Here is a 22,842-nt window from a genome sequence, read left to right as displayed (position 1 = left end):
TATCTTTTCATGAGAAGAAAAAAAGGAGTGAAAGAGTTAAATTCAATAATACCTTACTGGAGAGGTCCTTCAATATCACCCGGTTTGATTAAAAGATTACTTCAATCGCCAGTTGAAGTAAAAGATGTTCTTACTTGTGCAAGAAATATTTCAGAAGAAATTAGAGTAATTGATGATGTGAAAATAGGTAAATGGAAAATTAGATGTCCTTATTGTGAAACTTCCTTTGAAGTAGATGATAATAAGATAATAAGATGTCCAAATTGTAATAACGTCATTAAGAAAGTTAACTTTGAGCAATGGAACTCACTTCTAGAAAAATTCATGAACTTTGAAATCAGTGCCAACGAATTAAATCGTTCTCCCGTATTCCCCACAGATAATAATTTTGAGTTAATTGTAGAAGATATAGAGAATATTCCCACCGAACCAATAAATTTTAGGGTAAGTTTTTACGGCTTTAATAGAGTTTATAAATTTTTTTCTCCATTGCAGCTCTATACAATGAGTAGGCTAATTTCTAAAATTAGGGAAACAGACAAAGGCATAAGGACTATACTCTCCATATCTCTCTTAGATTATATTTCATATAATTCAATGTTCACATTGATAAATGATAAAGGAATAAAAAGCATGTTTTATACTATACAACCAAAAATAAGCTGGAAATGGCCTATATTACCTGGAAAATATTTTGTAAATTCAACTATTGCAGTACTTAAAGCCAAGGAAGGAATCTACATTCCAACACTCAATTATGGAATACAGAACGAAATTTATAATTTTTATTTGAGTATACTTAAGATTACTTTAAGTAATCTAAGTAATGGAGTTCTAGTACCTTATCTCTACTCTGAGTATTTTTTCAATTGTCTAGATGATAAATGTAATTCTTACGTAGAGAAGGGAAAACAAAAATTAACGTTAGAAGATATACTTGATAATAAAACAACTTTTCTGATGAAAATTATAAAAGAGGATGATATAATATTCTTATTAAATTCAAGATATAGAGTATTGTCTATACAATACGAGAAAGAGGGATTTAAGATATCTTTAGATAAGAATAGAAATGGAACTATAACAATAGCAGCTATTCATAACTTATTGAAAGAAAAAAGGGTCAATAATATGCAGGATATTAAGGCACTTACAAGTGCACTTGAGATCGTATTAAAAGAATTTACCAAATATGAGAAAATAATAGGAATAAGAGGAATAGATGAAGTGTTTAATGAGGTAACTAATGTTTTATGTAATTCCATAGGCTGTAAAATAGCAGATGATATGACTAGATATTATATACTAGGTAAATTTTACGGAAGAAGTAGATTATTCTTTAGGATGCTATTTATGCTTACAAGTAAAAGAAAAATTAAATTTAGTGAACAAGACGATAATATCTTGGGATTATTGCTTAGAGTCAAGAAGGATCCTTCTATAATAAGGACATTACCGCCTAGTAAAATTTTCGAACTAATGCAGACTATTAGGATTCTATCAAACCTAGAAATAAAAGATAGAGATATTTACAAGGACATTCTAACTAAGATAGATAACGAAATAGGACAATTTTAAGATATATTGTATCCAGATGTAATAGCGTTATTTTATTACAGATTCGGCAATTATATTCGTTAGGCAAATTACTAAAAACTTCGCCAATACTAGTATGGTAATATTTATCTCCAGATATAATGTTAAATATTCAGTCAATTTTTTAAAATATTTATAATATATTTTAGTATTAGCTAATAATAAACCGGAATCATATAGTCTTATTTACACTAGTATTTTCAGAAAGTTCTTAGACTAGGATTTAACGGTAAGTCCTTAGATAAAAGCTATAGGAAAACTATCATATTTATTACCAAGACTGATTATTTGTTCTTATGTATATAGTAATTAATGGTAAGATTAACAATTTTCTTTTTTCTTTAGATGATTATCTGAATAGGAAAAGTTCTTTCATAAAGAGGTTTGATGAAGGTATATTTATTTGGGGTACAAGTAGGCTTTATTCTGTTGAAGGACCAGGGACGAAGGTCTTCCTTTATTTAAGTAGGGATGAGGAAAGGGGTTTTGATGGTTGTATAGTGTTGTCAGGTGTAATTAAGGAGACTGGTGAGCTTAAGGAGAAATATTGGCCTGAGGGCGAATGGCCACATTATATGGCGATTAAGGTTTCCGCAATACCAAAGTCAGTACTTGAAAATAGGGACACCAAGAGGTGGAAGTGCGTTACAAGAGAAGAGCTTAAGAAGTTCAATTTTAGGCCTTTGCCAGGTATTCAGAAATTAGACGATAAGATAGGGGAAGAAATTGAGATTAAACTAAAATCTTGAAGAGAATAATAGCTTAGTTTGTTCTAACTATTTTACAAACTCCTTAACTAAGTCATCAACTTTTTCAGAAATTCCTTTTTCTTCAAATTTTGGAAAATAGGCGCTAATTACCTTTTTAGTCTCCTTGACTACAGTGAGTAAATCCTTGAGAACGTCTTCTTTTCTACTGTATTTACTGAACCCAGCTTCAAATCCATTATACTGATAGTCGCGTAAATCTAATGCGTAATTTACAAGGTCGACAACGTCAATTCCAACATCCTTTAACATTTGTGCTAAAGCGTAAATACTGTGAGTTGGTACAACATGAGCTTTCCTCTTAATCCATTCCTTCTCCTTCTCATCTTTGGCTAAATTCAAAATTTTATCCTCATTGACTACTATTAAAGCACTCAACAATGCCTTTACAGCGTTAAAGGCTTTTCCTGCAGAGTTTCTAGTATAGCCTTCCTTCCATAAGTTTAGTGAGATTAACAGATCCGATAAACTCTCAATTACTCTAGCTTCCACGTATTCGTCATTTACCTTATAGAGGTCTTTTTCCATTATATATATCTACGTTTAACCGCTTTTAATGTTTCATGCATTCTGTGCTTTATCTTACCGTCTTAACTCAGTTACCACAGGAAATCTAGTTATTTTCTTGATCTAAATTTCCTTCTTAGAATCGGCTTAAGTAAGTTTCATTATTTGGAATGTAACTGTTATCCTAATGTATTAAAATGGATATTTTCTATTTAATATCAATAATCTTTTTTGTTATCTTATAATTTTTAATTCTTCTAATACTGAAGTATTTTTAACGTTACGTGAATTTACGCTTTGTGGATTAATTGATTTTTCTTAGGTCTTGAACTAGTTCAGGGTAAACTCTGAACTTTGTTAAATTAAAGGAAGGTTTAACGTTACTTCTGAGAAAAAAGAAGTCATAAAGCAGAAATTTACAAGATTCTTCTATGTCTACCTAGAAACCTATCCAAGGCAATATCATAAATTTCCGCATAAAAACCCCCTTATTTCTTAACACTATTCTGAAAGTAATGTTCGATAAAAATAACGTAAAAATAACTTTCAGTTTACTCTCTAAGTTTATTTATTTTTTCTACAAAACAATATTCATGGGAAGAACTCAGCCCTCTTACACGAGCGCAATAGACAGAGAAATGGAAAAATTTGAGAGAATATTGAGAAGAGCTTCTCCAAATCTTCTTCCAGTTTTAGAAAGAGCTAAGGGAAAAATAAGGTATTTTCAAAACGCTTCCTACGACGAAGAACTCAGCCCTATTGAAATAGTTTTCCTTTCTCTCCTTTCAGAATTAGAGGAAGAGTGTAAGAATGACTGAGGGATACTTAATAGATGCAAAACCTGTAAAAGGTGGTCTAATTCTTTATCTGAATGGCTTCAGAAAAGCCTTTGTAAAAACTACTTTTCCCGTTTACGTAATTACACAAAATCCAGAAATTGTCCTCCAACATCCTTCAGTTCTAAAGTACGAGGAAGAAGAATGGAAGGATATTCAAGGTAAGAAAATCAAACTTTACCGTTTTGAGATTGAGGAAATTTCAGCTTATTATTATATAAGGAAAAGACTGAAAGTAGTTAACGAGATTCCTTCAATAATTTCCCAAACGCTTTACAGGCTTAAAGCCCTCCCCTTTAGATGGGTAAAAATCGATAAAGGAAAAATAGTTGCTACTAGTGACTATGATTTTCCTAAAATACGTTATGCAACTTTGATACCTTTAGATTGGTACGGTGAAGCTGAAGAAGGAGAAAAAGTAAAGGTAATAGAAAACGGTGAAGAAAGAATAGAATACAATCCTAAAGTTAATGTAGACGTTGCAGAATGTCTAGGAGATGCATGTGAAAAAGTTGACGCTATAGTAAAGGTAGACATGAAGAGGAAGAGATCTCCTGTTTTAATAAAGGGTTTAATAGAATGGTCCTATTCCTCGAAGGTCTTACTTAGGGAAATAGCTTACTCAACTATAGGTAAAGCTTTAACTACTAACGAAGCCTGGGTAGCATTAAGAAGGAAGATAATAATCCATAAGGTTGTTCCAAGGGTGGAGAAGTTAAGGACTTTAGAGGAATTAAAGAAGGTTGATAAAGGAGGGTTAATAATATTCCCTAAAGTTGGATGTTTCAATAACGTTTATCAAATAGATTTTTCCTCAATGTATCCTTCCCTAATAGTTAAATATAACATCTCGGCAGAGACAGTTGACTCTTGTGAAGACCTAAAAACAGAAATAGGTTCAATATGTTTTAAAGAAAAGGGAATAGTTCCAGAAGCCCTAGAATGGTTAATAAGAAGAAAAGAGGAATTAAAGAAAGTTGATGAGGAAAGATCAAATGCTATAAAATGGATGTTAGTAGCTTCCTTTGGTTATTTAGGTTTCAGGAATTCTAAATTCGGTAAAATAGAGGCTTATGAACTAGTAACTTATTTTGCGAGGAAAACCTTAAGGGAGGCAATAGATTTGGCTGAAAAAAGAGGAATAGAAGTCCTCCACGGCATAATCGATTCATTAACTGTAAAAGGAGATATTGAGGATTACGTTAAAGAATTAGAGGAAAGGACGGGATTAAAACTTAAAGTTGAAAAATTCAGATGGATGATTTTTACTAACAATAGGGAAGGACTTCCTTTCCCTACAAGATATTTAGGTAAGGGAGAAAAAATGAAGGTTAAAGGTATTATTAGAAGTAACATGCCTAACGTTATCAAGGATTTTCTGAGGGACTTAACACGGGAAATGTCCAATGCAAATTCGTGTGAGGAAATTAACATGAAGAAAATAGATGAAATATATCGTCAATACAGACAAAGGATAATAAACGGAGAGCCCAAAGATTACGTCCTCTGGATAAAAGGAATCCCTTACGTAAGAGGAGTAAAAGGATTTTATGAGGCTTATAACGGTTTCAATGGAGCTGACGTATTTTATTACCTAAATTATTTGAAAAGGGTTTACGAATCGATGTGGTGGAAATGATTACTGGATTTAATGAGATAGATGAAATAATAATGAAGGATCAAATTGTAGAATTTTACTCTGAAGATAGAGATTTGTTAACTCTTTTCTATCACCGCGTGATAGTGTTATCCTCACCAGTAAAGGTAGTTATAGTTGCTGAAAGAGGTGGAATAGACCCAACTTTAGTGGAGAGATTTGAGAATATTTTTCAGAAAAAAGGGGAAATTTATATAAGGAGAGCTTTCAAGGCAGAGGACGTTAAACCTACTATTGAAGCTATGGGTAAGGAGATGATAATCATTGATCCTTATCATCATAAAAGATTATACACTCAAATAGTTTCAGCAATAAGGAACGCAGGGAAAGTTTTCATTTTTAGTGCAATGGATAGAGAAAAGGAAGGTTCAATTTTCGGTCTACACACTTCTCATTCTCTAATTAAATTGACAAGAGGAAAAAGAGGGTTTTCCTTTAGAATAATTAAGAGCGTAACTATTGGAGACATAGAAATACCCTACTCCTTTTGGGACATTTATGGTAAGAGTGAAGGAGAAGGATTAATAACTTTTATGAAGTAATTTTGAGAAACCTTTTTATCTAATTTCAAAATAGAATTTTAAAATAATTGACTTCTATTAAAGACAACTTAAGATACTGAATTTATTTTGGTTATGTTTTTTATAAGGGAAAAGAGATTCCCTAGCGTCTGCAATATGTTTACTCGGAATTGTTATATATTAGTAATTAGTGAACTACCGCGCCCTAACCGGTAGACCCAAAATCATATTACAAATATAAATTCAACATTAAACCTCATATTTTTTCTTAATAAATAAAAGAATATATTTTATTATACTCATAATCAAGAGCATTAAGAATAATGTATTAAATAATCAATGTAAATAAAACAGATTCTATCATATACATCTTTATCATTTTCTAATATTATAATAATATTCCTCAGTTAATTGTGTGAAAATATAAAAAATCTAATATGGTACTTGGAAATTTATAAAAATTATCATATAATTATCTAACTAATTACATTAAATCTTTACGAACCACTAATAATGAATAAAAATTATTTTTACTAATTAGATTTTGGGTCTACCGTAACGGACGTGGCTTCCTGCTTCAAAGCCGAGGCTTGCCAAAGGTAGAGGTCTCAGCTCCACAGGCACTAAGGGTCGTTCCGACCCCGATCTCCTTAGGATGTTGAGGGAAGCATTATAATCACGATCAGCGACCCAACCGCACTTGGGACAGACAAACACACGATCAGCCAACGTCAAATCTTTCTTAACATGTCCGCACCTAGCACAAGTCATTGAAGTAAAAGCAGGATCCACTAGAGTGAGTTTCTTACCGTACTTCCCAAGTTGATATCTCATGATACTCCTAAGCTCATGAATAGCAACATCGTGTAACCTCATCCTCAGCCTTCTGAGAGACTTACCAACAAGTTGCTTAACGTGAATATCCTCCATTACGAGAACATCATAATGCTCAGCAAAATACTTACCAAGTTTCATGTACATGTCCTTCCTAAGGTTCTTCAAGTGTTCGTGAGCCCTTGCAAGCTTAATCTTTGCCTTAAACCAGTTGTGTGACAAGAACTTCTTCCGTGAGAGAGCTTTATGAAGCTTCTTCATCTTGTTGAGTGCATTCTCATAAGGTCTCTGGTTGGGGACATATTCCCCGTCAGAGGTAGTGAGAAGTTTCTCTACACCAACATCCACAGCAACAACTTTGTTTGTCTTGGGGAGTTGAGGATACTCTTGATCCACAACGAAAGTAATGTAAACTCTCCCTGACGGTGTTAACTTGACTATTACCCTCTTTACCTTGTCTAGCGGGAAGTCCCTATGGACAACGACGTTGAAGATCCCTAGGTTTGACAGCTGAAGCGTTATTACCTTCTTCTTGTTCTTCTTGCTCTTCGTCCTTATTTCTCTCACTTTCATGACTTTCCAACCTGATTGAGGGTAGACGAGGGAGTACCACTTGTGTGCTTTCTTTTGGGAAACGTGCTAACCCATCGAAGAACCTCTGTCTAGCGTCGTAGAATCTGTCTGCAATCTGCTGCAGTGTTTGGGAATATAGATGTTGATATTGTTCATCCTGTTTTCTCAGATCGAGAGCTAGTTGCCTCAACTCCGTCTTAGTGAGTCCTTTTCCGTCTCTTTCATGAAAATAGATGTCTGCCCAACGTAGGGTGTTGTACACTTCTGACGCTAACCTCAACTGGGCTTTTAACGCCCTCAATGTTTGTTCGTTAGTGTACGCTCTGAAGCGTAACCCTACGTCGGCCATTAATAGGGTATTTGAAAAAGAAGTATATAAGTTTTACAAAGGGGGCTCCTACGGCGATTTTCACGAACAACACTCCTAAACAAGAAGACAAGCCTTACAAGAGTAAAACTTTTATAAAGAGAACAAGAAAATAACACAAGCCGAAAGTGAACATGGGGATAAAACCCCATGGGGTAGGCTGGCTATACGTCCCCCGCGATCTAACATGTGGGACAACATCCCGAGTAGGAGTGTGCAAAAATTTAAGGGGACGTTCTCATAGTTAGTTCGCACTATCTCCTAACAAAATTAACAATACAACGCGTATTATAGAAAAATTCAAGAATCAGAAAAAGAGTATTACACATACAAAGTGAAGGTCCTCAAGTTGACCCCAATCAAGTAGTTCCTTCGGCTCTTCAAGCTATCGCCTAGCCATGTTAGAGGCGAAGCATGTGGAGCCTATCCATCTCCACCCTTACGGATGGAGTCTTCCGCCCCCTTTGAACCCTATATAGATTAATTAGTTGGGGAGGGTAATACTCTCCAACTGGGAAACATGGTCGACCCTTTGACTGAAGCAAAGTCTTCGAACGGGGGCGTGACAAACCCCTACCATCGGACTGAACATTGTGATAATATGCACGGATATAGGTGTGATAAAGAGGTAGGGATCCTAGGAATAGACATATCAAAAGATCATCTAGTAACGAGTGAGGGGAGGGTCTACGAGAACAACAAGAAGGGTTATGAAGAAATACTAAAAGTGAAACTAAACACAATAGTGGTCGAACCGACAGGAGCATACTCAATAAAACCATGTCAATACTTCAAGGAAAAAGGGATCAAGATACTACAAGTAAGCCCAAATATACTATGGAAGGAGAAGGACTTGAGAGGAAAGAAAACAGATTTTTACGACGCACAAAAACTAATAAACATGGCAAACAAGGCAAAGGAGTACAACTACAACTCATTGAAAGAACTAGTAACACTATATATCTTCCTAAAAGACCTTGAAGTAAAGTACAAGAACAGGGTAAAAAGAGCACTATTCCTAGTCAGTGACGAGGAAAAAATAAGCAAGGAAATGCTTGAAGAATTCTCTAAAGGAAACTTCAAAATACAATTATACAACTTGGAACAAAGATCGTACTTGAAGAAATCGAAGTATTATCTAAAGCACTACTGGAAACAAGCGAGAAAATAAAAGAAGTAGAGAAAATGATACAATCACAGTCTGAAAATCACGTTCTATTAACTATACCGGGAATAGGAAAACTTTCTTCGGGAATAATAATAGGCATTGTTGGAGACATTAAACGCTTTCCTAACCCTGAGTCCTTCGTAGCCTACTGTGGTTTAGACCCAATAGTTGAGAGGAGCGGTAAAGCTACTGTAAGGGAATATCGAAGAAGGGTAATAAGTACTTGCGCAGCTTGTTCTACTTCCTCGCTGAGATGAATTACTCTCGTAATCCTACATTACTAGAATTTTACGAGAACCATAAGGAAAAGTTGAAGGGAAAGAAGTTGTACACTGCTTTAGCCAGGAAATTGGCTAGAATAGTTTGGAGTGTTTGGTATAATAATAAGCCTTATGAGCCTAAGTGATCCTCCCCAAATCGCCACGTGGATTGAAAGGTACACGTGGCAATCTTAGTTGACATTATGCTTGAAGTTCAACCAAAATATTTATTACTGAACGCCCTTGTTAAAATAAATACTAACATTAGGAACGCTTGATATAAGTGAAAGTAATTTTATATACTTAGTGGAAAAGGTAGAAAATATGGAAAGCATAAAAGTAAAACCAGAAACTAAGAAGAAACTTACTAAAATTGCTGGAATGCTTGAAAAGAAATTAGGAAGAAAAGTTTCCTATGACGAGGCAATAAACCATTTAATTGAGAGAAAGCTTAAGAATAGAAAGCTTGCTGAAGAGCTTTTTGGAATAGCAAAAGGAGAAAACTTATATGAAGAATTATTGAAGGGACGTAAAGAAGATGAAAAAAGTAGTGCTTGATACTGGAGTAATTCTCTCCTTTCTAGAAGGGGTTTGGGCTTCATAGGATTTCATAATATTTAATATCAATCCTCAGCCCTTGGGCTTCACCAGAGTCACGGGGAAACCCGTTACCCATCCGCCCCTTTAGCTGGATAACCCCAACCCATACCCCCGGAATATCACAGATGCGGGGAAACCCGCACATCTTTAATTTTTAACGTCACACCTCGTCGTGATATTTCCACCCATCTGGTGTGACTGTATTTATGTTTTCCATTAAAACATACAAACTTTACGGTTTATCTGAAACTGCTAACAACGGCGAATTCAGAGAGTATTATAACAAAGTACTTAACCAAGAAGTAACCGCATACGTCAGTGTAGTGAACCTTGCTGAAGTGTATTACGTGCTTTGCAGAAAGTTGGGAAGAATGAAAGCAGAAAAAATAGTTAAAGATGTAATAAAATCCGGATACTATGAGATAGTAGGAGTAAAACCTAGAATTTTAAAGTATACCTCAGAATGCAAGTGCAAGTATTCCATTTCCTTAGCTGATTGTTCCGCTATAGGAACTGCTAAATTCCTTAGCGCAAAAGCTCTCTTCAGAAGGGAAAAGGAACTTATAGGTGTAAATGAGGTTGTAGAATTTATTAACTAGTTTAAATCCTTTTATTACTAATAAGGATTTTTAACTCCACAATAAGAAAATATGCTCACGGTTTAGCCTCGGGCAATTTACGGCTCTATTGTGAATTGGAATAATAGACAATTGAGAGAAATATTCAATTAAATTACCACATAAACTAGTAGTTTTACTAAGTTAGCTTGTTATCTCTCATTTGTACTCTTTAAATGGCTAAGAACTTTCCCGAAATACTAACGAAAACGTATTTGACGATAAAGTAGTAATATTTTCTCTCTGATTATAGAAATAAAGTGAATTGGCAAAGAAAACTTTATGACTCAAATTTTCCGTTTAATGAGCTAATTTTTCTTAGATTCAAAAATATGACATTGTTTAAAATATTTTTTCTTATTTAATAAAAATAGAGGATCTAATCTATTTTTACACCGTCCTTACAATCTATTTTTACACAGCCGTTACTCTTCCAACATACTTCGATTTCAGAGGTTTTCATTAAGCAAAGTATTGCAGCAAGATTGAATATTACGTTACTCACATTTACGTAATCCTTCCTTTCTTTCCCAAGGTGTGCCAACTTTAAATCAGTGTAGGAGCTAATGGCCAATTTTTTCCATCTTTCGTAAGCCCACTTATCTGCGGTTACTACTAAGGATCCTCTAATTAGATCAGGCTCTATTTTAGGTATTGCAACGTCACAAATAGTAGACTCGCTTGGTATCATTCTGCTTTTTTCACGTAATGAATCATATACGTAAAATAGGGCATCGCTAAAGGACTCCTTCTTATTAACGTTAAATAAAACCTCATTATGAACGCAATATGGAATTACTATATCTCTTATTTCGTGACTGTGAATTCCATAATATATTAGGTTAGTGTCAATTATGAGAGTTCTACCGTAGGATATATCCTCAATTTTTTTATCGTCGACAATTATGTCGTAAGCGCCAGAAAGAGTGAGAATATTTTGGGCATGATCGAAAATTATCGATAGTTCCTTTAGTGTTTTATTATAATTTGGATGATCGGTGCTTAGTATTTCTTTTCCTTTAAGTTTTAAATACAAATCATCGTTCTCGATTGAAAGTTTTTTATTCAGTTTCTCTGCACCCATCTCAATTATTCTTGTGAAGACAGTATCATCCAAATAACTATCTAAATTAAGATCCAGATTTACAGTGTTAGGTTTCTTATCTCCCAATATTAGAACGTTCTCTAAACTTCTAGGAACAAAGGGATAATAATACCTAATCCAAGATCCGAAGGAAAAGAGGTAATTAACTAAAGGATGAATTTGAGAATGAAGTAGGGTTAAATAAACTGCGACTATATTTGCTCCAGAAGTCGGAACAAGATAGGTTTTCTCACATCCCTTAGTTTCTTCCTCAATAAGTTTTTTGAAATCTTCAAAACTTTCCATAGTTAACTTAACGCATTTTATATCAATTCCTTTACCTTTTAATTCATCTAAAAGATCTTTTAATTTCTGTAAGTGAACGTCATTAAAATCTGCGTAAAGTATAAGAATTTTCTCGGGCTTAAAGAGTTCATAAGTCCTAACTATAGACGAGAAGGAACTTTCGAAAGTGAAATCTGACCTATTTATAGGGATTACTGCACATTTCATATATTATTTTCTTTATAAACATTTAAAAATTAGAATGATAATCTCATTTAGGGTATTAAGCTCAATGTTATTCATTTCTAAAAAATGAAAAATCTTAAGTTAAAGAGGAACGCTAGTATTTCCATAGAATACTTATGAATTAAGAAATGAAAAAACTGCACTAAAACTTTTCGAAACTAGTTAGAAATCAGCAATTAGAGAACTTTTTATTACCTTTTCTAAGACTAATCTTTCAATTCCACGGATATTCATGATCTGGAAAATGATTAGAAGACGAAAAATGTAAATAATTCATAGAATTCAGAAAATGGATAAAATGAGGGCTGAAAGTATTAAATCAAAAACCCTTAAAAGTTTATAATGTATCCTTCACAATAAAATTTGGGATTCCCTGTGAGTAGTTCAGACTCCAAGCCTCGCAAACTGGGAACAGTCGGTCGTAATTCCTATAGTAGAAATTTGCACGAGGGAATCCCTCTGATCTTTGACCTTTCAATAAAAGGATTTTATAGGTGGTGTAGAAGGAGGGTTAAATATTTGGGTTATTATCCTTTCATCACTCCCTATAAATATGACCATCAAATAATGATTTACGCTCAACTAATTAACGGCTATATTGTAACTACCGATAAGTATTTCTTAAAGTGTAAAAGGGCAATAGTTCTTCACATTGACAAGTATGAGAAAATGTACACTGAAATGCTTAAGGATTTGCATGATAAAAAGCATGCTTTCTAATTTGCTAGAAATGTTTTTGGATAAATTCTTAAAAATCAAAATAATGAAAAATGAAATTCTACCTACTAGGCTTTAATAGATTTTTCGTTGTAAAACATCTCTTTTCCCGTAAAAATCACTTATATATATACTTAATACATGTAATACAAAACGTAAAAACTACCAATAAAAAACGTATTTATAAACTATATAGCAAAGAACTATACCACATCTACACAAAATTTTGAAAAATTAACTTTCCTCTGCTTTATGTATTACTTCAATTTTTCTCAGAAATAATGTTATACTTAAGGTACCATTTTCCAATTAACATAAATTATAGAACATTAGATTTGATTATTAGTCTAGCAACTAAAGTGTCCAAAATTAGCATTATCTTATGATATTTAATATTTGAAGGAAAATTGATTATTTAAGATGATCCTTTACATTTTGTTTGCATTCGAGATAGCTCATGCATATTTGTTCATTCTTTTTCCACAAGTAAGTAACGTTTTGTTCAAACCCTCCGTGTGCAAATAGATTTCTCTCATTAGGCTGGCAAATAGATTTTTTGGATTCCATGGTAGCCAATTTCTCTTCAGATCTTTCATTATGTTTACATTGAGCTTCAATATCGGCCAATAGCTGAGGATTTTCATTAATGTTTTTCTTTTTGTTTATGCTATCAATTTCGCTCAAAACTAATGATGATATTGTTTCAGATATAGAGAATTTTTTTGCCAGTTTTTTGATATCGTTAATTTTAACACATGAATCGTCGGGTAGGTTACTAATTATTTTTCCTATGATAGTTAATAATGAATGCAAATAACTGAGTTCTATAGGCATTTTATCTTTATAAACTAGACTGTCGCTAATTTCAATATTGACTTTGAAGTTATTATAATCTAAAATTCCAATCTTTTGTTCAATACTTTTCACGCATTCTTCTATTTCTTTTCTAGAAAGTATTAAAAATGCAAATATACCAGAAAATAAAGCATTAGCGTTAGAGTAAATTAAATCAGTATCACAGTTCATTATTTCCTTTAAAACTTTATTCGTAATATTATTCTTATTTTCTTTAGATAGGAAAGGCATTAAAACTGAAAGTAAAGCTTGTCTAACATTAAGTTTCTCTGTAAATACCTTATCAATGTTATATGGACCAGGATTACGTGACATTATAGGCTCAGAGTTAAAAATCGTTAGGTCTATTGTATTCTTTTCAATTATATAAGTATAAGTTGCTAATTTTATAGCATCTGTTGCAAGTAAAGGCATGTAATTTATCCCATGAGTTACGTCAATGTATATCTCGTCTGGTTTCTCACGATTAAGAATATTAAGAGTATTATAATAAATAAAATTAAAATAAAGTGTATTTTTTCTATCAATTTGAATAAATTTATTTCCATAAATATTTGGAGCTACAATAACAGTTTCATTATTTAATTGCAACTTATTTTTTACAAAGGTTGAAATATCATTTGAGCAACTAGTATAGTCCTTATACTTTGAGATATCGCATAAGCTAAGACCAGCATATACTATTGTTTTATCCAAGTTAAGAGCCTGTTCAATGGCCATAAAACTAGCGTTAGTTTTGAAAGATTTTGAATCTATTGTATATGTTACTTCATCATAGTTTTTAGGATCTCCTATTGGAGCAAAGAGTAGCTTCATAAAAATTAATAGTTTATACTCTATAAATATCTTGCTCGCTTTGTTGCTTTGTGGGCTAGTTGAATTTTCTTAGGCTCTAAACTCACTTCTTCAGTATAAATTCTAAATCTGCAGTAGAATTAAAAGTAAGTTTAATGTAGTCTCTTAGAAAAATTGAACAGATCCACAAAGTAGCTTTGTGGGAAAAGTTTTGAAAAATAATGTGGTTTAATACATTTAAAGTCAGGTTCCTATTTCTTTATAAGATTAATATGGCTATTGACTTACTCTGTCCATCTCCAAAACTATCTTATTCATGTAAATTAATCAAATATGTACCGTTCCCGATTAATCATAGGCCAAACAGTCTTCAAGAAGTGTGGTCGTTTGAGGGAGATGTTCTATTATTAGATATATCTGGAGAAATAATAGAACAAAGATATATACAGATTTTAACATAATCTGTAAATCATGTAGGACGGACTCAATATGTTATTCCTTATTGGATAAACAAGTAATTTACATAGGAGATCTTTTGGCACTATTAATTAAAATTAGAACTGGACATTGTTAAAAACGGGGATAACACAAAAAATGGATTAACTGAAAGACTCAGAGTAAAACTCGGAAATGAAGAAATTATGCTAAATATCGATTATCTAAATAATAAAATCTATGTGTATTTTTATAATAATCTTGTGCGATTCTATTGAAAATGTTCTAATGCAGTCATCTTATTCGATATTGTTTAGAAAAATTATATCAAATCTCTCTAATATTCTGTACTCCCTTCAAGTAAGCCTCATTCAAGGGAGTCCTCTCCCTTGAATTACAGGGTACATAACGCTCAATAAGACAAGACTATAATCACCCATTCACTCCTATATTTGTTCATCCGTAATATCACTGTTGAGTATTCCTTGGTCAAGGCTCTTGCAACTTCTATTTCTTTCATACTGTAAACTATATGCGTCTTTACTGTGAGAATTCTTTCCTTAATATATATTTCTCTTCTTCGTAAGTCTAAACTAAATCTTAAATAATTCGATTTAGTAATACTAGTCTATAAACTTTTTGAAAATACTAGTGTTAACTAGACTAGCGGAGTATGTTTAAAATTGTTTTTCTTTATAATCAGATATTTTTAATTATAATAAATCATGAATCTTCTATTATTCTGAAAGGTATAATTTCCTTATTATTTTTTAATTGAATAGCACATGATTTCACTCTATCAGTATTTATTCAATTATTTGCACTTGGAACAGACTATCGAGAAGGTTCCTTCCTCGTCTGATTGAGAAACACTAGTTTTATGACCTTGAATAGTAGTTTAACTGCATGAAGTTAGTCAGAACAATAAATACTGAAGATACATAGGTGCAGGAAAATCCAGAGCGTTCTTTTAAAATATCACTTTATGTTAAACACCTTCACTATGGTATCATATATTTCCTTATTTTCATCAGGTATTTTAATCGTGTCGTTTATTTCCGTATAATTTTTGGCTAAATATATACTCAAGGGAATTCCGACTACAGCGACTAATACTAACTCAAGAAATCCCACAAGGTAATAATGAATGGAGATTAATATTATTTCAAATACTATTAGTAAAATTAAATAGAATGCAATTATTGTTGATAAAGGTATACCTTTTTCGTTTAAAGTGATTGATCTTACTTTATTAGGTACAACAGTAGTAAATTTACCTGAATTTTTGTCACCTATTATTACCCTCTTGTTTGTAACGCCGACAACGTAAGACTTTGAGTTAAAATCTCTTATTATCTTTTCTTCATCTTCTAGAGGAACTCCATAAAATGATTGAACTTCAATAGGATCTTCCTCAGTTATGACTTCCTGAATATTAATTATAGGATAGCTTTCATTAACATAGTAAATAAAATCATGATTGACAAACTTTAAGCTTTCAGGGAGATTACCTTGATAGTAGGTAATGGATGGCGAAGCTATAACAAATCCCCAAACAGTACCAAAGCTTGGAACATTTACCGAATAACCTTTAGCATAATGGAACACTTTGGATATTGTAAAATATATTCTCTGAAACTCCTTAGAACCATATTGTCCAGCATTGGTAACTAAAACTTTATTCAATCTTGACTTTACAAGCTCATAAAACGAGAGAGTGAAAAGTCTGCAAGAGTTTACATCACCTGTAGGATCAGTAGAGTCAATTATTATAACGTCAAACTTCTGTGTACTGTTCTCTAGAAATCTTCTTCCATCATCTATGACAACTTCTACTCTTGGATCACTGAATGCGTTGCAATTTAGCCCTTGTAGAATATTTTTACCCATTTCTACTACGCAAGAGTCAATATCAACTAAGTAAACCTTCTTAACGCTTTTCCATTTCAAAACTTCTCTCAAAGCTAATCCGTCTCCTCCACCAATTATTAATACAGTCTCAAGGTTTCCTGCTAAAGCCATTGCTGGATGAACCAAGGCCTCATGATAAATATATTCGTCTTTCTCAGCAAACTGTATATGACCATCAATTATGAGCGTCAGACCATAATTTGTCTGCAGTAGGTTGATCTGTATATGACTACATTCACTCTTATTGTTTTCCTCTTCATGTTCTATGGGAATTTTTATTTTAATACCTACTGGTGCTCCTCCCATTACTTTTTATTTTTCTAACTCTAATTTATTAACCTTTCGTGTTTTTTTGAATATGAAAACTGTAAAAATGTACTTACTCTGCTATTTTATCACTACTATCCAAAAAGATTGTTTAAATTCTAAAAATTGGAATAAGGAACTATGGAGATTTCACTGTTCCATTATAAATTCAGGTAATCTATTTATAAAGAAAAATATTAGTTTAATTATTATGCTTAGGGAAGCTCTCCATAATTTTGATAAATTTCTAAGTTATCTACATCTTTATATAAAAATATTAAGGAAATCTCCTTATATTATGGTTATGTCAAAAATCAAGAAAATTTTAATTTCACTAATAGGCGATCCAACCAACTATCATGAGGCAAACTATCATTATAATAATTATAAAAAAACAAGTAACTTTGCATCTTCTATTTTAATTGATAAAGAAGAACTTGACAAGAAAATATTGATTGGACAATATACATTAGCTGACACTGGAAATACCTTCGAAGATCTTCAAAAGGAATCAATAAAAATTATAGAAAATAAAGTAAAAGAGATCAATGACTTTGAGAAAATTATTTCTCCAGGAGTATTTTACTCCAAGAAAGACTCCAAGAAAGATAAGACACTAGATTTCAAAGGAGAAATATACAATTTTTATGCATATATTCTTTATAAACTAGCAAGAATATTCGAGGAAATAGAAGGAGACGTAGAAGTTATTCTAGATTTAACACACGGTATAAATTACATGGGATACCTTACATTTAATGCTGTAAATTTAATATTGGATATTTATTCTCTAGTTAATAATAGTAAAATTAAAGTAGTTAACTCAGATCCGTATCCGCCAGGTTGGAAATCACCTCCATTTCCTGATCTCAATATTAATGTAGTATTAGAGAAAGAGATACAACCTTCTTTCGTTTATCCTAGCTATAGCGATAGTATTTTACGTCCTTACTCAGATTCTGCAGAAGAGAAGAGTAAGCTAGGAAAAGAACTACATAAAAAAATGAAAAATGAAAAATCCTGTACAAACCCAAAATATTTCATTAACGCCATTAATAAAGGAGCATTACTTGCAGCCTATACATTCTCGGATGATTTTGACCAACGCGTAAACTTTGCTGTAGACTTTTTCAAGAATAATATTGATATAAGAAATGATTCATCAAGAATAACTGTAATTCCTCATTTTTCATTTGCTCGTGGTTTCGAATCATTTGTTGTTGCAGAAATGATAAAGAAGGTTTCCAATATAGACAAGAAAAGTCAAGTAAAATTAGACGAATTGAACAAAAAAGTCGATATCTATAAAATTAACCCAATGTTGAACGTTATAGTTCAGAACGAGATTAAGAGTGTTTCCGATTCTATTCAAGAGAACTGTAAAGGTTCTTGGAATCCCTTAAGTAATATCCTTAAAGGTAACGTTTCTAGCGATCCAGATGAAAGGACTTTCTTTGCGCATGCAGGATTACCAGGTGCTTTTGTAGAAGTCAATTGCGATACTGGAGAGTTAAGGTATCGTAACGATAAGCTAGATAAAATTGAGTCATTTCTTAGTTAAAATCAAAATAGGAAGATTGTAAGATGCCGATAAATTCATTTTTTAAACATTCATCAAAAACTTACGTTGTGGATCGCTTCAGAATTATACTGCTTTGTGGGTTCGTTCAATATATTTCAATAGGATGATACAGTAAAAATATGTTTTCTATAGAAAATAATATCTCTCCTAAATAATTTACTATACTACTTCTTGACCTCAAAGCCCTTAGCTCGACCAACAACAAGGTTGGCCATGTACATCATCCAAGCATAAGCCCAAAACTTGAGCTTAGCCTCAACAACTTGACCAGCAAAACTCGTAGCCCTAACAGACTCACCAAAAGTACGCTTAACCGCTGAGAACAAGGATTCAACCAACCACCTATTACCATAACCCTTCTCATCCCGCCAACGTTCATAACCCAACTTCTTGAACTCGCGCACAGCCTTACGCCTAGCAGGATGACCACGCCTAGTAGAAGCGTCTTTCCTAGGAGGAACAACAACATCAACACCAAGATTATAAATCTCGTTAGTATCATAAGCCTTATCGCCATAGAACCTCTTAACTTCCTTACCCTTTTCCTTCAAGTCCTTTACAGTATTTGAAGCAGATTCGGCCTCATTACTCGTCACCTCAGCGCTTACTATCTTGAACTCGTCCTTCTCCATAACTACTTCAATCTTAAGGAATTTTGAATCCCTCCTTTTGCCCCACTTTGCTACTACGTATTGTCCTCCTCTTGTTGTGCTTATTCCAGTACCATCAGCTATTACTTCAAGTTCGTCACTTGCTTCAGGGAAATTAATATTCATGTTTCTTACCCTTTCCCATATTGTTAATCTAGGCTTGTCGGTATTATCTTCATTTCTGCTAGTGCGCTTAGTACTCCTTCTATTGCTCTGTAGGGTAAGAACAAGTGCAGGAATGCTAGGAAGTCGTTGAACTCCTTTGGTGCCTTGTACTTGGTCTTAGCATACCTGTTCTCTTCCTGGAGTAATTCCCACCAGTGTTCGAAGACGTAGAAGGGGAACATTAGCTTATATCTTGTTACCACGTTCTCATCGTACTCCAATCCCTAGTGTTCTTCTTTTCCATGGGTAATACTCTGCATAATTACTTAAAAATTTTTGTATAATTCTGAAGCGATCCACAACGTAAAAACAACGATAAAACTTAAAAACTTCTCTATTATTAGTTAAGGATAACAATGGAGATAAATATATGCGAAAAATCATTTAAAATCAATATATTTAATCTGATTAAAATTTTCCAAAGATTATACGAACTTGATACAAAGCATATATATATAGATAGTGATAAATTAGTAATATATACTAAAAATAATATTTACGAATTTGAAATCATAGGTAATAATCTATTATCGTATAGGGGACTTAAAATTAGATCTTGTTATTTGCATAAGTTATTACATTTATTAGAATATAATATTCCAAAAGGATATTACTATCAAAAAGTCTGCCTCAAAAGCGGTAATTATACATATTAAAATATGACACATCTAGAGGTAAAAAAAGCTATGGGCAATAAATACACTTTCATTTTAACATCTGTGTTAATAACTGCCCTAATCTCAAGGGCAATTAATAATATAATACTTACACTATCTCCAGTAATTGCTAAATTTGAATATCATATCCCGCTAGAAGACTTAGGATTAACAGAATCTTTAGTGTTAGTCTCAATAATAATTTCTATGTTCTCAGTTAATCTGATTTACTCAAAGAAGATCTTGATTTTATCATTCTTGTTTCTATCTATATCATTAATTTTGCTTAATATAAATAATTTGAATATTTTCTTTATATCATTAATTTTAGCTGGACTATCCTTTGGCGTTATAATACCATCCATGACTACTATTGCATCCAGCATTGCTAACGAACAAAATGTTAACACCAAGCTACTTAAAATATATAATATTGGCTTAAGTCTAGGTGCAGTTGTTAGCACTATATTAGAAGCGATATCCACACGCTTAGGAGTTATTAGCTTACTGTTGATAATATTATCAATGATTAATATTTATAATATATATTTTTACTACTACAAATTCTATAGTTCTAGTAATAATCTTATCTTATCTCTTAAAGTATTGTTTAATAGAAAGCTATGGATTGCGAATTTAATTAGCTTGCCTTATGATATACCTATAGCGTTTATTAACGTTTATCTGGCGTTGTTAGCCAAGTATTATTATCATCTTAATGTTTCCTTAGGCTTCTTATATTTTTTTACATATCTTATAGTATCCTTCTTATCCAGATATTTTATTTATAAATATAATACAAATGAAGAAAATATGAAGCTATATAGCATGGTACTAACAATCGGTGGATCTATGCTTTTAATGATTGGAAATCCAATATATTTACTCATAGGAATTATACTCTTAGGAATTCCTCACGGATTATTATTACCATTATCTAATTTAGTTATAGCGAGAGAATTTAAAGACGTTAAGGAGAAGAATTTAGTTAACTCAGTAAATTTATTCTTCCACTATATAATATTTATAATAGTACCTTTAATAATAGGCTTATTTATAAATATAAGTATATTTTACGGTATACTAACCTTTATCATATTATCAGTAAGTTCTTCATTACTTTTACTATTTATAAAATTAAATTAATTCTTTAAAAGGTTTAGTTAGCTATCTTCTTTAACTTCCAGGGAGAACAAAGATTCTAAAGTTCACTATTTTCATGATAGGCTGTAACTCTTTTACGTAACTACTAGTTATTTTTAATTACTTCTAAATTAGTTTTGATTAAACTACGTTTATATACTATTACTTATACTTTTTTCTTTTGACGATCTTCAGCTTGATGACGGATCTAATCATGAGGATAGGAGTGAAAAGTTACATGAGAAGGTAGGGTGTTTCTCTCGACTAGTCTCAATGATCTGAAGGTGACTATGGACGATCCCTTAAGAGGAATGCAAGTCGCGGAATCAGGATAAGTTACGCCATGGGTAAACACCCTAATAAACGGATGTCTAAAACGTTAAATTAATTCCTAAATTACTTAGTTTGTTAAATGTATAACATTATATATTATCTTACTGTTATTAATAAATATCTGATTTTAATATATAATATACATAAGATGTTAAGTCGTTGAAATCCCCAGTTATTTATATAAAAGTATTAAAATTAAGATTGCTCTATCTTAAGTTGAGAATCCTTAGCGTTTCTGGTCCTGCCAGCAGAGACATAATTGATATGATAGCTCCTGCAGTCACTATTATAAATGCAGATATATAAGGCGAATTAACTCTGCTTAACAGCGAAATGTAAATAGATGAAAAACCTGCAACTATGAATACCCCATTATAGGAGAACCCAACCCCTGTTGCTCTGCTAATTGTGGTGAACCTCTCCGATAAATAAGCTGGCGATATTGCAGATGGTAGATTTATTCCAAAGCCGAATATGAGTATAGCGTAAAGTAACGGAAACCCAGCTTGTACGCCCAAGTAGAGGATTGCTGAAACGATTATTGAAGACATGGCTCCTATTATTTCCATGCTTCTTCTACCTATCTTGTCGGACAGAGCACCCGAAATTACCATTGAGGGTATTCCTATTAGGTTCATGAACAGAGCCAATGGACCGTAGACAGTTGGAGGCAACTTCATTACAGTTCCTAAAAGCACTGGTACGAATTGAGGACCAGCATATATCATTACCCAGAATCCTATCATGACGCCTATGGTTTGTATTATTGGCTTAAGACCTTGAATTACTGCAGTCCTCGAAGGCGTTTCTCTAGAGCCTGGAATTAAGGAAGAGCCTAACCCGATAGCGAGTAGAGAGAAATTGAAAGCTTTACTTTTTCCTAACCTTTCCGCTATTCTCCCTAATTGGCTTAGCTCATCAGCCCCCTCTTAATATGGCTCTACAAGTATCTGCTAACTCGATCACACCGGGTATATCGAGAATACCAAAGGCTATATCTGAGATCTTTTGAGGCAAAGGCTCATTAGGGTGATCGGCTAAATGCCCGAAACTCCCTATTATAGGTATGAAATTCGTGGTAAGACTTGATTGAGCATTAAACAACTGAGAGCCTTTTCGTATACCTAAGTTTGAAAGAGGACTAAAAATCGGTGTCTCTTTTACGCTTTGATTCTCTACGTCTTGTATTGCCTGAGAGAAAGGTATTAATTTGTGTTTAAAAATTAAGTCTCCAGTCTCTCTTCCTAACGCTGCTGCGTCTGTGTACAGATCTGTAAATCCGGTTCTTGTTAGCTTATAACTTGTCGCTAACACATTCCTTATACCATTTATTATACTGTTCCAACTTAAACTCATTATATATTATAATTAAGTAC

At 32.8% G+C, this 22,842-nt stretch carries 16 protein-coding genes and 5 pseudogenes; 11 read left to right on the top strand and 10 right to left on the bottom strand.

Translation table 11 applies throughout. From position 1 onward, the window contains the following. The first annotated feature begins 27 nt into the window (after positions 1-27). Positions 28-1,578: an MJ0042-type zinc finger domain-containing protein gene (locus tag DFR85_RS29125; RefSeq protein ID WP_246252902.1), complete on the top strand. Its 1,551-nt coding sequence runs from the start codon at positions 28-30 to the stop codon at positions 1,576-1,578. Positions 1,579-1,892: 314 nt separating this feature from the next. Then, complete coding sequence (locus tag DFR85_RS29120; protein WP_110271297.1) at positions 1,893-2,345, top strand: hypothetical protein; 453 nt, start codon at positions 1,893-1,895, stop codon at positions 2,343-2,345. Between the two features lie 27 nt (positions 2,346-2,372). Here DFR85_RS29120 and DFR85_RS29115 read toward each other — a convergent pair whose 3' ends face one another. Then, positions 2,373-2,891 carry a PaREP1 family protein gene (locus DFR85_RS29115; RefSeq protein WP_110271296.1) on the bottom strand — a complete coding sequence of 173 codons (519 nt, stop codon included), beginning with the start codon at positions 2,889-2,891 and terminating at the stop codon, positions 2,373-2,375. Positions 2,892-3,463: 572 nt separating this feature from the next. Here DFR85_RS29115 and DFR85_RS29110 point away from each other — a divergent pair. From DFR85_RS29110 to DFR85_RS29100, 3 genes are read left to right on the top strand one after another with little or no spacing between them, the layout of a single operon-like run. Continuing rightward, positions 3,464-3,688: a DNA polymerase II gene (locus tag DFR85_RS29110; protein WP_110271917.1), complete on the top strand. Its 225-nt coding sequence runs from the start codon at positions 3,464-3,466 to the stop codon at positions 3,686-3,688. Continuing rightward, on the top strand, positions 3,681-5,345 hold the full coding sequence (locus DFR85_RS29105; RefSeq protein ID WP_110271295.1) for a DNA polymerase domain-containing protein: 1,665 nt from the start codon (positions 3,681-3,683) through the stop codon (positions 5,343-5,345). Before DFR85_RS29110 ends, DFR85_RS29105 begins: the two co-directional genes overlap by 8 nt. Next, positions 5,342-5,905 (top strand): hypothetical protein, encoded by a 564-nt coding sequence (locus DFR85_RS29100; protein WP_110271294.1) that lies wholly within the window; start codon positions 5,342-5,344, stop codon positions 5,903-5,905. The genes DFR85_RS29105 and DFR85_RS29100 overlap by 4 nt, the downstream gene beginning before the upstream one ends. 516 nt (positions 5,906-6,421) lie before the next feature. Here the strand turns inward: DFR85_RS29100 and DFR85_RS29095 are convergent. Continuing rightward, positions 6,422-7,640, bottom strand: a pseudogene (locus DFR85_RS29095) (RNA-guided endonuclease InsQ/TnpB family protein). A 538-nt stretch (positions 7,641-8,178) separates the two neighbouring features. On the opposite strand from DFR85_RS29095, the pseudogene DFR85_RS32350 reads away from it, so the two are divergent. Further along, positions 8,179-9,232, top strand: a pseudogene (locus tag DFR85_RS32350) (IS110 family RNA-guided transposase). A gap of 178 nt (positions 9,233-9,410) precedes the next feature. Continuing rightward, entirely contained in the window at positions 9,411-9,644 is a 234-nt protein-coding gene (locus DFR85_RS29085) for a hypothetical protein (RefSeq protein WP_110271916.1), read from the top strand. A 40-nt stretch (positions 9,645-9,684) separates the two neighbouring features. On the opposite strand, the pseudogene DFR85_RS32005 reads toward DFR85_RS29085, so the two are convergent. Next, positions 9,685-9,837, bottom strand: a pseudogene (locus DFR85_RS32005) (RNA-guided endonuclease TnpB family protein); the annotation flags it as partial. A 55-nt stretch (positions 9,838-9,892) separates the two neighbouring features. On the opposite strand from DFR85_RS32005, the gene DFR85_RS29075 reads away from it, so the two are divergent. Beyond that, positions 9,893-10,285, top strand: a complete 393-nt coding sequence (locus tag DFR85_RS29075) for a PIN domain-containing protein (RefSeq protein WP_110271915.1) — start codon at positions 9,893-9,895, stop codon at positions 10,283-10,285. A 397-nt stretch (positions 10,286-10,682) separates the two neighbouring features. Here DFR85_RS29075 and DFR85_RS29070 read toward each other — a convergent pair whose 3' ends face one another. Continuing rightward, positions 10,683-11,900: a hypothetical protein gene (locus tag DFR85_RS29070; RefSeq protein ID WP_110271293.1), complete on the bottom strand. Its 1,218-nt coding sequence runs from the start codon at positions 11,898-11,900 to the stop codon at positions 10,683-10,685. A 459-nt stretch (positions 11,901-12,359) separates the two neighbouring features. Between DFR85_RS29070 and DFR85_RS29065 the strand changes: the two genes are divergently transcribed. Further along, complete coding sequence (locus tag DFR85_RS29065; protein WP_162582833.1) at positions 12,360-12,638, top strand: hypothetical protein; 279 nt, start codon at positions 12,360-12,362, stop codon at positions 12,636-12,638. 408 nt (positions 12,639-13,046) lie between these two features. Here the strand turns inward: DFR85_RS29065 and csx1 (DFR85_RS29060) are convergent, their stop codons facing one another. The 3 genes and pseudogenes from csx1 (DFR85_RS29060) to DFR85_RS29050 form a co-directional block, all read right to left on the bottom strand. After that, on the bottom strand, positions 13,047-14,306 hold the full coding sequence (gene csx1, locus DFR85_RS29060; protein ID WP_110271291.1) for a CRISPR-associated CARF protein Csx1: 1,260 nt from the start codon (positions 14,304-14,306) through the stop codon (positions 13,047-13,049). Positions 14,307-15,047: 741 nt separating this feature from the next. Continuing rightward, positions 15,048-15,160: pseudogene (locus DFR85_RS29055) on the bottom strand (IS1 family transposase); the annotation flags it as partial. 538 nt (positions 15,161-15,698) lie between these two features. Beyond that, the gene (locus tag DFR85_RS29050; RefSeq protein WP_110271289.1) at positions 15,699-16,937 is read right to left on the bottom strand and encodes a spermine/spermidine synthase domain-containing protein; all 1,239 of its coding nucleotides are present in this window, start codon (positions 16,935-16,937) and stop codon (positions 15,699-15,701) included. A gap of 304 nt (positions 16,938-17,241) precedes the next feature. Here DFR85_RS29050 and csx1 (DFR85_RS29045) point away from each other — a divergent pair, with 304 nt between their 5' ends. Beyond that, positions 17,242-18,498: a CRISPR-associated CARF protein Csx1 gene (gene csx1, locus DFR85_RS29045; RefSeq protein ID WP_162582831.1), complete on the top strand. Its 1,257-nt coding sequence runs from the start codon at positions 17,242-17,244 to the stop codon at positions 18,496-18,498. A gap of 185 nt (positions 18,499-18,683) precedes the next feature. On the opposite strand, the pseudogene DFR85_RS29040 reads toward csx1 (DFR85_RS29045), so the two are convergent. Then, a pseudogene (locus tag DFR85_RS29040) lies at positions 18,684-19,555 on the bottom strand (IS5 family transposase). 438 nt (positions 19,556-19,993) lie between these two features. Here DFR85_RS29040 and DFR85_RS29035 point away from each other — a divergent pair. Beyond that, positions 19,994-21,136 (top strand): MFS transporter, encoded by a 1,143-nt coding sequence (locus DFR85_RS29035; protein ID WP_110271286.1) that lies wholly within the window; start codon positions 19,994-19,996, stop codon positions 21,134-21,136. A gap of 536 nt (positions 21,137-21,672) precedes the next feature. Here DFR85_RS29035 and DFR85_RS29030 read toward each other — a convergent pair. Together DFR85_RS29030 and DFR85_RS29025 are read right to left on the bottom strand one after the other, a co-directional pair. Beyond that, on the bottom strand, positions 21,673-22,212 hold the full coding sequence (locus tag DFR85_RS29030) for an MFS transporter (protein ID WP_162582506.1): 540 nt from the start codon (positions 22,210-22,212) through the stop codon (positions 21,673-21,675). A gap of 172 nt (positions 22,213-22,384) precedes the next feature. Continuing rightward, positions 22,385-22,822: a hypothetical protein gene (locus DFR85_RS29025; RefSeq protein ID WP_210433916.1), complete on the bottom strand. Its 438-nt coding sequence runs from the start codon at positions 22,820-22,822 to the stop codon at positions 22,385-22,387. Between the last annotated feature and the right edge of the window lie 20 nt (positions 22,823-22,842).

The sequence above is a fragment of the Acidianus brierleyi genome, assembly GCF_003201835.2.
Taxonomy (GTDB): domain Archaea; phylum Thermoproteota; class Thermoprotei_A; order Sulfolobales; family Sulfolobaceae; genus Aramenus; species Aramenus brierleyi.
The sequence above is the reverse complement of the archived record's forward strand: the minus strand, read 5'-3'. Positions and strand labels throughout refer to the sequence as shown.